At 65.3% G+C, this 6,895-nt stretch carries 8 protein-coding genes; 3 read left to right on the plus strand and 5 right to left on the minus strand.

The window, feature by feature from the left end; all coding sequences use genetic code 11:
- Positions 1–22: 22 nt before the first annotated feature.
- The 5 genes from gnd to IT779_RS20840 all read right to left on the minus strand — a co-directional run bounded on the left by gnd (position 23) and on the right by IT779_RS20840 (position 3,395).
- Positions 23–1,051 carry a phosphogluconate dehydrogenase (NAD(+)-dependent, decarboxylating) gene (gene gnd, locus IT779_RS20820; RefSeq protein WP_196151032.1) on the minus strand — a complete coding sequence of 343 codons (1,029 nt, stop codon included), beginning with the start codon at positions 1,049–1,051 and terminating at the stop codon, positions 23–25.
- Between the two features lie 420 nt (positions 1,052–1,471).
- Complete coding sequence (locus IT779_RS20825; RefSeq protein ID WP_196151033.1) at positions 1,472–1,786, minus strand: hypothetical protein; 315 nt, start codon at positions 1,784–1,786, stop codon at positions 1,472–1,474.
- 81 nt (positions 1,787–1,867) lie between these two features.
- Positions 1,868–2,440 carry a hypothetical protein gene (locus tag IT779_RS20830; protein WP_196151034.1) on the minus strand — a complete coding sequence of 191 codons (573 nt, stop codon included), beginning with the start codon at positions 2,438–2,440 and terminating at the stop codon, positions 1,868–1,870.
- Between the two features lie 42 nt (positions 2,441–2,482).
- A complete protein-coding gene (locus IT779_RS20835) occupies positions 2,483–2,785 on the minus strand; it encodes a hypothetical protein (RefSeq protein WP_196151035.1) in 303 nt (100 codons plus the stop codon).
- Positions 2,786–2,918: 133 nt separating this feature from the next.
- Positions 2,919–3,395 carry a hypothetical protein gene (locus tag IT779_RS20840; RefSeq protein WP_196151036.1) on the minus strand — a complete coding sequence of 159 codons (477 nt, stop codon included), beginning with the start codon at positions 3,393–3,395 and terminating at the stop codon, positions 2,919–2,921.
- Between the two features lie 955 nt (positions 3,396–4,350).
- On the opposite strand from IT779_RS20840, the gene IT779_RS20845 reads away from it, so the two are divergent.
- From IT779_RS20845 to IT779_RS20855, 3 genes are all read left to right on the plus strand, one after another.
- A complete protein-coding gene (locus IT779_RS20845; protein WP_196151037.1) occupies positions 4,351–5,268 on the plus strand; it encodes a helix-turn-helix domain-containing protein in 918 nt (305 codons plus the stop codon).
- Positions 5,265–5,495: a DUF397 domain-containing protein gene (locus IT779_RS20850; RefSeq protein ID WP_196151038.1), complete on the plus strand. Its 231-nt coding sequence runs from the start codon at positions 5,265–5,267 to the stop codon at positions 5,493–5,495. Before IT779_RS20845 ends, IT779_RS20850 begins: the two co-directional genes overlap by 4 nt.
- A gap of 777 nt (positions 5,496–6,272) precedes the next feature.
- On the plus strand, positions 6,273–6,815 hold the full coding sequence (locus tag IT779_RS20855; protein WP_196151039.1) for a hypothetical protein: 543 nt from the start codon (positions 6,273–6,275) through the stop codon (positions 6,813–6,815).
- The last annotated feature ends 80 nt before the right edge of the window (positions 6,816–6,895 follow it).

Below are 6,895 nucleotides of genomic sequence, written 5' to 3' on the forward strand. Positions count from 1 at the left end.
ACGGATTTGCCCGGTCCGGGGGTCACGCTTCGGGGAGTTCGTCGTGCCCGCCGAACGCCTTGCGCATGGCGGAAAGCATCTTGTCGGCGTAGAGCGCGCCGTCGCGCGAGGAGAAGCGCCCGAACAACGCCGCGGCCAGCACCGGTGCGGGCACGCCGGTGTCGACGGCGGCGTCGAGGGTCCAGCGGCCCTCCCCGGAATCGGAGACCCTGCCGTCGAAGGAATCCAGATTCGGGTCCGCGTACAGTTCGGCCGCGGTCAGGTCGAGCAGCCAGGACGCGACCACCGACCCGCGCCGCCACACCTCGGCCACCTCGGGGATGTCGAGGTCGTATCGGTAGTACTCGGGATGTTCCAGCGGCGTGAGTTCCGCGGAGAACTCCCCGGCCCGCGCGGCGCCCGCGTTCGCCCTGTGCAGGATGTTGAGCCCTTCCGCGTAGGCCGACATCGCCCCGTATTCGATGCCGTTGTGCACCATTTTCACGAAATGGCCCGCGCCCGCCGGACCGCAGTGCAGATAGCCCTGTTCCGCCGTCGACGGCGCGCCGGTGCGGCCGGGGGTGCGTTCGGCCGCGCCGATGCCGGGCGCGATGGACTTCAGCAGCGGGTCGAGATGTTCGACCGGCTCCCGCTCCCCGCCGATCATCAGGCAGAAGCCGCGCTCGAGTCCGTAGACGCCGCCCGAGGTGCCGATATCGACGTAGTGGATGCCTTTCGGGGCGAGCGCCGCCGAGCGCGCGATGTCCTCGTGGTAGCGGCTGTTGCCCCCGTCGATCACGATGTCGCCGGGTTCGAGCAGCGCGGCCACCTGTTCGACGACCGCGCCGGTCGCGCCCGCGGGGATCATCACCCACACCGCGCGCGGCGGGGTGAGACGCGCCACGAATTCGGCGAGGTCGGTGGTTCCGGTGAAACTGTCGCCCAGTTCGTCGCGCAGTCGGTCGATGGCGTCGGCTTGGAGTTCGTATCCGACGCAGGTGTGTCCCTCGCGGACGATCCGTCGCACGATATTGGCGCCCATGCGCCCGAGCCCGATCATTCCCAGCTGCATTCGATCCCTCTTCTCGTGGGTGCGAGCGCGTGTGACCCTCGCTTCGATTGTCTCCCGCCGACCCGCGATCGGCGGTCTGCGCCGACCTCGCGCGAACCGGTGTGTAACGCACGGTGCACGGCCGCGATAAACAGATCGGCTCCGTGTAGTTGCCAGACCCCCGACCCGGCAACTGCGCGGAGCCTCTTCGTGCGCTGGGCCGCCTTCCGCCTGAAAAGCCGCGTTTCCGGTTCTCACGGTTGCTTCCATACGGTCCGTTAAGAAATCCTACCGTTGGCGGTATTAGGCGATTGTGGTAGGTGTGAGGAATGCCCTGCTAGGCGGTGGTTTCGTGCGTTGGTGGGTGTCGCGGGGTGGAGTCGGTTTCAGAGCAATTTTCGTAGTGGTTTCGTAGCGGTAGGGGGCCGGTACGCTGCGGTTTCAGGGGGCGGGTGGGGTGTTGAATCGGTGGCGGGTTCTGGGTGGTTGTCGGTGGTGTGGCGCGTGGTGGCCGTGTGGGTGGGTGTGGTGGTGGCCGTGTGGGCAGGTGCCTTTCGCGCATTCGATGATGTGGTCTTCGGTGACTTTGGCCCGGAATCTCGGGCCGAGCATTCTGATGACGGCGCGTAGCGCCGAGGCCAACACCGCTTGTGGGTACATGCCGGTGATGGTGGCGAGTTTCTCGTCGGGGGTCACGGATAGTTCGAGTAGTAGCGCGGCGGTGGTGCGGTGGGTGTGGGCGTCGAGTGCCCGCATGAGCTTTCCCCTGTGTGCGTGTGGTGCGGAGTTGTTCGATTTCCCGGGCGGGATCGGTTCGCGGTGGACGCGGTAGCCGGATCAGTGGCCCCCGTCCACGGTGGCGCGGGCTTCGGCGGTGTGTTCGTGGTCTTCGCGGGTGATCTCGGCTATCCGTAGGGCGGTCATCGGGGTGAGCAGGTAGGCGGTCACGGGGATCAGCGCACCGCGAGCGGCGAGACCGGTCAGTGTTTCCGCGACGTGCGCGCACTCGAGTCCCGAGAGGTCCGCCAGGTCTTCGGCGGTGTAGGCGCGATGCTCGTCGGTCATGGCCCGCACCACCGTCACGCCGTGATCGGTGAGGAATCGGCGCGTGTCAGCGATCGTGTCGGTGTCGGTGTCGGTCGCGCCGGCCCACCGCGCGCGGATCGCGCGTCGGGTGGCGCGCTGGGCGTCTTCGGCGTCGATGTCGGCCAAGCGCTGGGCGGCGGTGGGGGTGATCCGGAATTGCTCGGACACGTACCCTTGGGTCGCCAACATGCGTAGCTGACGGCGCACGCTGACGGCGCGGAAACTGTTGTCGCGCACCAGTTCCGCGATCGTGTGTGCGCGTCCGTCTCGCAGGGCTCGCAGGACGCGCAGTCCGTACACGGTGAACAGTCGACGGGTATCCATAGGACGGGGTTCCTCGAGTGTCGGGGTCGGTCGAAGTGGTGGTCAGTAGGGGGTTCTCGCCGCGCACGGCATGAGTCCGGTGGGCAGCAGGAGCGCGCACACGGTGGTGACGGCTTTGTACGCGGCTCCGAAGTAGTCCAGGTCCGGAGCGATGATGACGGCGGCTTTCGCGCCGGCGGCGGAGGCGACGATGAGCGTGAGCGGCATATAGGTGTCGTAGTCGATCGACAGGACTCCCGCGAGCTGGTAGCCGCGTTGGCGGGCCTGGGATTCGATCCAGAGGTGATCCGCGCCGATGTCGTCGGAACGGCCGATGTGCACGAGCCCTATTGCTCTGTCGGTCAATGTCTTTCACGCTTTCTGGGTGGACGGAACTCCCTGGGTGTCCCGAGCGCGCGCCCAGGGAGTTCCCCTTGCCCTGCGTGCTGTCGGCGCGTGCGTGCGAGGGGGCACGCCCCGCGACAGCGCGCAGGGAGGTCTATCGATTGCTTCCGGGAAGCGGCTCGAGGGCGGCGGGCGGGATGTCGTTGAGCACACGGACTCCCGACCACCGGCACTCGCCGAAGGTGAGCGGGTTGTCGTGGGAGGCGATACGCCCGTTCACCACGGGAGGTCTCATCTCGCACAGGAAACCGGGACACGCCACGATGCGTACCTGGTCGGCGTGGGGATCGATCCTCGGCAGAATTGTCTGTGAGGCCCAGATCCACGGGCCTGCGGCGAGTTCCCGCACGTTCGCCCACTGCACCAGGACACCCCGCGCCATCCCCGGCGGCAGTTTGCCTTGCGCGAGCGCGTCCGCGATATGCGGCCGGTCCGGCTGCGGGTATTCGGTCTCGGTGCCGTCCGCGCCGGTCACGATCGCGATCCAGATCATGCCGTCGTATTCGTACCAGGTGACCGACGCGCCGCTGTCGAATTCCGTGGTGTAGAACGTGACTTGTACCTGCACCATAACTGTTGACCTTCGGTGGATTCGGTGGGAAGTGGCCCGCACGCGGGACCGTTCGCGTGCGGGCCACGGCTGCCTCGATAGGGGGTGCGCCGGCTCGCCGTTGACCATGTGGCACCTCCCGAACCGAGGCCCTTCTACACGCGTCTTGCGGTGCCGCGTGTAGAGGATCAGGGGTCGAGCAATTCGGGGGACGGTGGTTTCTGATATGACCAGCGTGTTCCGCGCCGCCGTTCGCGTTCGTTGTTCCAGTGTTGGTGGACGAGTTTCCAAATCTTGCGTGGCAGAACGGAATCCATGCATTCGCCCAAGTCCGGCATGGTCGGGTAGTCGGTTTCCTTCTCGCCGATTCGGACTCGCTGCACCCGGACAACTCCCCGTATTTCCTGCCAGTCGACCCACTCGCCCGACGGGAGTTCGGTTCGGTGAGTCCGGTTGTCGGGGTTCATGACTCGGCCTGTGCGAGCGCGTCTTTCAGGGGCAATGTCGTGGTTTCACCGGAGGCGGAGGAGTCGTGCTCACCCCGCCCCCGGTGGCTCTCGGGGTCCGCCGCCCACTGCGTGAGCGCGGTCACGTACCGTTCCAACACCACGGCCGGCAAGGATCGAATACCCGCGTGCACGGTGGGAAACGGGCGTCGCGGGGGAAGTCCGTTCGGGCTAGCCATCTCGATCCTTCCGCGTGTCCGGGGATACGCCCGGGGGCGCTGTCCCGTGGATTACCGCTCAGAGGGTTGCTGTGCGGTATGTCATCCGGTGGATGTGTAGCTATGACAACACGGATTCGATCGAAAAAGGAGATTCCAATGAATCTTCCATAGAGGTAGTTCCGAATCCCCTGGTAACCTTCCAACCGGGCTCTATTGGCCTTCCAAGCAGGGGAATTAAGCCTTCCATAATCTCGTTTCGCGTCTTCCAGAATGGCGGCACGGAACGTTCCACGGGTAAGGGTGGGAGACATGCCAAACAGTGAATCGAGTGACAGAGTCTCGCAGGTCGCGGCCGGTTCAGGAGCTGCGTCGAGCATTCCACACCGCAGTCTGGGTCGGGCGCTGCGCGCGATGCGACACGAGGCGGGATTGTCGATCGAGACGTCCGCACGCGCGATCAAGCGCGGCGCGGGAACGCTGCACAGGATGGAAACCGGAGCGCCGAATGTCGTGGTTCGGGATGAGGACTTGGCAAAGCTGTGCAAGCTCTACCAGCGGATGGACATGTTGGATGTTCTGAAATCACTTGCCGCGCAGGGCAGGACGCCATCATGGCTCGATGAGTTCCCCGATCAAGTCGAACCGACTTTCGATGCATACCTACAGATGGAGTCGGCTGCCACCCGGCTCGCCATCTATCGACCCGACATGATCAGCGGGTTGTTTCAGACTCCCGACTATGCCCGTGCGCTCGATCGGATCTACTTTCCCGGCGATTCCCCCGAGGACATCGAACGGCGTGTCCGTGTTCGTCAGCGAAGGCAAGCTCGCCTGACTCGCGAATTGTCCCCCTTGACGGCGGTTCTCGTCCTTGACGAGGCCACCACCCGCCGGGTGGTCGGGAACAACAGGGTCATGTCGGATCAGATGCGCCACCTTGCCGACCTTCCGGCGAGCGTCGAGGTGCGTATTCTGCCGTCGCGTGCCGGGTTTCCGCTGGGTGTCGCGATCGGTCCTTTCACGATTCTCGATTTCGTCGCCGACGATCGAGAGATCGCGCAAGAGCCCCCCGTGGTCTACGTCGAAGCGTTCACGGGGGCGGTGTACCTCGAGAAATCCGCCACCGTGCGCCGGTTCAGGTCGGCGCACGCGACCTTGCGGGATGTAGCGTTGGACGTGCCAAACACGAAACGTCTGCTGCGGCAGCTAGCAAGGGAGTATGCATGACGGGCGATCTGTCCGGAGCGCGCTGGTTCAAGTCGAGCTACAGCGCTGGTGGACAAGACTGTGTGGAGGTGGCACACCTCGACGGCGGCATGGTTGGCGTGCGTGATTCCAAGAATCCCACCGCCCCGGCTCTGGTCTTCACCCCGTCTGAGTGGGACGCCTTCATCGGCGGCGCGCGGGCGGGCAGTTCGACCGACCAAAAAGGGATGGGAACCCTCGCCAGTTGAAAGCCGGTAGCGGCGTCACGCTGGAAGAATCGCCCGTATGAAGAACCGTGACGGCGGTGTGTCGCAGTTCACACCGGGTGAGTGGGTGGCGTTCCCGCGCGGTGCGCGAAGCGGCGAATTCAACCGCGCGTAGCGCGTCCAAGCTCCGAGACCGAAGGCACCCTGCGGGGTGCCTTTCGTGTATTCGCGCAGGTCAACATAGTCGACCATTCGAACCCGGCGGGGGATGCGACGAGCTTTCGGGTCGGTGCGACCCGCCCCCGATTCGGGGATGGCCTCAAGCGTGCGGATACCAGCTGAGCCCAGGTCGCCTAGCATCCCGGCATAGCGGTTTCGGGGACTCTACCCACCGTCCTCGCTGGTCAGCGGGGGTTTTTGGGGGCTTATATCACGATGTGGAGCGATCCGCAAATCGGAAGTTTGACAGCATAAGACGGCACGAGGTAGCGTTAACCGTTCAGCTTGACCCCTCAAGCTGAACGCACGTCCCAAACCGGAAAACTGTAAAGAGATCGCAATCTTATTTTTTGTCCAAAATAGACGGTATGGGATCGGTGCCGGCTTGTCAAGACGGCACCACGCTCCATCGGGCCGCGCGTCGGCGCGGTTCGAGGGTTCACGCGGTGGACCTGGGGCGTGTGCTTTCCGCATCACTACGTGAAAGGTCGCTTGTTGAACCACAGCGGGAAACCGGACCCGAACCACGGTGACGCCATCGGGCGCTCACGGTCGCTCGGGTCGCAGTTGTTGTCCAGTAGTGCTTTCGAGGAGGATTTCATGTCGTTTGTCGGTCTTCACACCACGCCGTTCGGTACCGGTCACGACCGCGATGGTTGGTTGCGTCGCGAGGTTCCGGAGTTGGGCGCGCGGTGGCTGGACGTGGCCGAATACCGGTTGCGTGAGATGGTCGAGCTCGAGGGCGAGCGGGCTCCGGTGCCGCTGAACGTGGCCGAGTTGCTGGCCCCGCAACGTCGGGACACGCTGCGGTTGGCGTTGTTGGCGCAGTTGACGCCAGCGGATCTGGAACCGGTACCGGGTGGCTGCGGTGTTCCGTGGTCGGGGTGCCCCGAGCACGGGGACATGCTCAGTCATCGGGGCATCGTGCCGGGCTGGTACTGCGACGCCGAGGGGCACGAGCGCTACGGCGAGGACACCACGTTTCACCGGTTACGGCACTGCCACGAACCGGCGGCGGCGGTCCTCGCGATGGAGGGGTCCGAATTGCCGGTGTGCGCCGGACACCTACGCAGTGAGTTGGTGCACGGTGAGGTCGGTGCGCCGTTCGCGGTGATCGAGTTCACCGGGCAGCGGGCCGCTTGATCCCCTGAGGGGGTGTGCGCGGCGGTGGGATGTTTCCCGCCGCCGCGCCCCCCCCCCCCCCGGTATTAGGCAGGAGGTGT

This window comes from Nocardia bovistercoris, assembly GCF_015674855.1.
Taxonomy (GTDB): domain Bacteria; phylum Actinomycetota; class Actinomycetes; order Mycobacteriales; family Mycobacteriaceae; genus Nocardia; species Nocardia bovistercoris.

Excerpts from the sequence above, each read along its gene's own strand:
- IT779_RS20840 (WP_196151036.1), bottom strand. The coding sequence starts at position 3,395 with ATGGTGCAGGTACAAGTCACGTTCTACACCACGGAATTCGACAGCGGC.
- IT779_RS20830 (WP_196151034.1), bottom strand. The coding sequence starts at position 2,440 with ATGGATACCCGTCGACTGTTCACCGTGTACGGACTGCGCGTCCTGCGA.
- gnd (WP_196151032.1), bottom strand. The coding sequence starts at position 1,051 with ATGCAGCTGGGAATGATCGGGCTCGGGCGCATGGGCGCCAATATCGTG.
- IT779_RS20845 (WP_196151037.1), top strand. The coding sequence starts at position 4,351 with ATGCCAAACAGTGAATCGAGTGACAGAGTCTCGCAGGTCGCGGCCGGT.
- IT779_RS20850 (WP_196151038.1), top strand. The coding sequence starts at position 5,265 with ATGACGGGCGATCTGTCCGGAGCGCGCTGGTTCAAGTCGAGCTACAGC.
- IT779_RS20825 (WP_196151033.1), bottom strand. The coding sequence starts at position 1,786 with ATGCGGGCACTCGACGCCCACACCCACCGCACCACCGCCGCGCTACTA.
- IT779_RS20855 (WP_196151039.1), top strand. The coding sequence starts at position 6,273 with ATGTCGTTTGTCGGTCTTCACACCACGCCGTTCGGTACCGGTCACGAC.